This window comes from Leucobacter soli (genome assembly GCF_042659205.1).
Taxonomy (GTDB): Bacteria; Actinomycetota; Actinomycetes; order Actinomycetales; family Microbacteriaceae; genus Leucobacter; species Leucobacter soli.
In genome coordinates this window covers 1-2,210 of the sequence record NZ_JBHSRW010000307.1, presented here as the reverse complement: position 1 = coordinate 2,210, position 2,210 = coordinate 1, and the positions used below count along the sequence as shown (strand labels likewise).

Sequence of the window (2,210 nt, the reverse complement as noted above, 5' to 3'; positions counted from 1 at the left end):
GCCGCCGAGAGCGCCACCGCCTTGGGGATGCCGCTCGAGCCGGAGGTGCGCACCACGAGCGCGGTGCCCTCGGGGAGCGGTTGGGCCTGCAGCCTCGCGATCTCGGGGTCGATGCCGGGATCGGTGCCGGCGGGCAGCGGGAGCACCGGTGCTCCTCCCGCGAGCGCGTCGTCGAGCGCCGCCAGCAGCCAGGCCCGGTCATCGACGGGAACGGCTCTCAGTCCCGTATGCGCACTCACCCCACCAGGGTACCGGCGGGCAGTGGAGTGAAGCACGTGCGATCGGAGATGGACGACGACCGCCTGCCGGGGGCGCAGACGGTCGTCGGAACCGAGCTGTTCGCCGCGAGACGAAGTGCTTGCGACAACTGCGGGCTACTCGTCAGTCGTCGTAGCCGTAGAGATCCTCCCAGCGATCCTCGACCCGGCCGGAGACGGAGCCCTGCGCCAGGATGTCCCGGCCCGAGCCGCCGTTCAGCTTGTCGGAGCCGCGCTCGCCCTCGAGCAGGTCGCGGCCGCCCTGGCCGTACAACCGGTCGTCGCCCGAACCGCCCTCGAGGTGATCGTTGCCGCTGCCGCCGAGGATCTTGTCCGCGCCGCGGCCGCCGTCGAGCACGTCGCGGCCGGTCCCGCCGCGGAGGATGTCGTTGCCGGAATCCCCGTCGATCTCGTCGCGGCCGGAGCCGCCGTGGATCCAGTCCCGACCGCTGTAGCCGTCGATGTCGTCGTTCCCGGCGCCGCCGTGGATCCAGTCGTCGCCGCTGCCGCCCTCGACCTCGTCGTGCCCGGAACCCGCGCAGATGATGTCGTCGCCGCCGCGGCCGTCGATCTCGTCGTTGCCGCTGAGCGCGACGATGACGTCTCGGCCCGAGGTGCCGACGATGTCATCGCTGCCGTAGGTTCCCACGATCGTGGCGCGATGCCCGTTGCAGGTGTAGCCGGCGGCCTGAGCGGTCGCCGGAGTCAGGGCGAGCGCGAGCCCGCCGAGCAGCGCGGTGGCGGATCCGGTCGCGGCGATCCTGCGCAGTGCGGTCCTGTTCATGATGTCTCCATTCGGTGGGGTCCGGGCGTGTTGCCCGCTGAATCCGGCGGTGTACCGCGCGATGATTCGATTCCACCAGCGCCGAGTGAGATCACTGTGAGCGAGGAATGAGAGGCCTCTTAAACAGGGGGAAGTCCCGCCGGTTCGGGCGATCCGGCTCGGATCCGGGCCGCCTCTGCTACGCGGTCCGCCCGTCGCCGCTCATCGATTCGAGCAGCTGCGCCTCGGCCTTCACCAGATAGCGGATCAGCGCATCTGCCGCCAGCGCGTTGTCGCCGCGCTCCAGGTGGGCGACGATCTCGGCGTTGTACCCGATGTACGGCTGGTGGAAGGTCGGGTCCGAGGCCATGCCGTGGAAGATCAGGCGCATCTCTACGAGGATGCGCTCCATCTCGGCGTCCAGCCGATCGCTGCCCGCTCGCGCGACGATCGCGCGGTGGAACCCCTGATTGGCCGATGCCATCTCCGCCGCGTCGCGCCGCTCGATGCCCTCCCGTCCCTGCTCGACCCAGGTCGAGAGCCGACCCGTTGCGCCCGTGCCCCAGAGGAGCGCGCCCGGCTCGATGATCCGCCGTGCACGATACATCTCGCGCACGTCCGCCTCCGTGGGCTGCTTCACGAACACTCCCCGGTTCGGCACCCGGGTGACGATCCCCTCGGAGCGCAGACTCGCGAAGCCCTCGCGGAGGGTGTTCCGGGACACCCCGAGGAGATCCGCGAGCTCTTCCTCGGGGAGCTTGCTCCCGGGCAGGATCTCGCCGGCCGCGATCCTGCTCCGGAGGACCCCCGCGACCCACTCGGCGGTCTCGGCCCGCTTCATGGCATTCGTCTCGCCGGCCGATACCTCGAGGATCATTCGTTCACCCGTTCCGATCACCGGAGTCGCCCGCGCACGCACCGGAGCGACTCATACGGACGTAATGGAGGCAAGCCGAGTTCCCGCGAGTACCGGTGCACCGGGTTCCAGCTCGTGCGCCCCCAGCCGGCCCGGCCGATGGGCGAGCACCCAGGTCTCCGTCTTCATCACCTCGAGGATCGCCAGCGGCTCCTGCGCTTCGACGATGGCACCCGGTTCTGCCAACCACTTCACCAGGATCCCGGGGGCAGGCGCGCGCACCGCGCCCCCGTCCCCCGGATCCGAACCGCGCGCGTCCGCGCCCGGCTCGGCG

Annotated in this window: 3 protein-coding genes and 1 pseudogene; all 4 read right to left on the bottom strand. The window is 70.8% G+C overall.

What is annotated here, in order from left to right; all coding sequences use genetic code 11:
- Positions 1 to 239: pseudogene (locus ACFPZL_RS12515) on the bottom strand (AMP-binding protein); the annotation flags it as partial.
- A gap of 142 nt (positions 240 to 381) precedes the next feature.
- Positions 382 to 1,041, bottom strand: coding sequence for a calcium-binding protein (locus ACFPZL_RS12510; RefSeq protein WP_218115821.1), 660 nt, complete (start codon positions 1,039 to 1,041; stop codon positions 382 to 384).
- Positions 1,042 to 1,219: 178 nt separating this feature from the next.
- The gene (locus ACFPZL_RS12505; RefSeq protein ID WP_218115823.1) at positions 1,220 to 1,897 is read right to left on the bottom strand and encodes a GntR family transcriptional regulator; all 678 of its coding nucleotides are present in this window, start codon (positions 1,895 to 1,897) and stop codon (positions 1,220 to 1,222) included.
- Positions 1,898 to 1,948: 51 nt separating this feature from the next.
- A partial coding sequence (locus ACFPZL_RS12500) for an acetyl-CoA carboxylase biotin carboxyl carrier protein subunit (RefSeq protein WP_382335674.1) occupies positions 1,949 to 2,210 on the bottom strand: 262 nt, incomplete at its 5' end.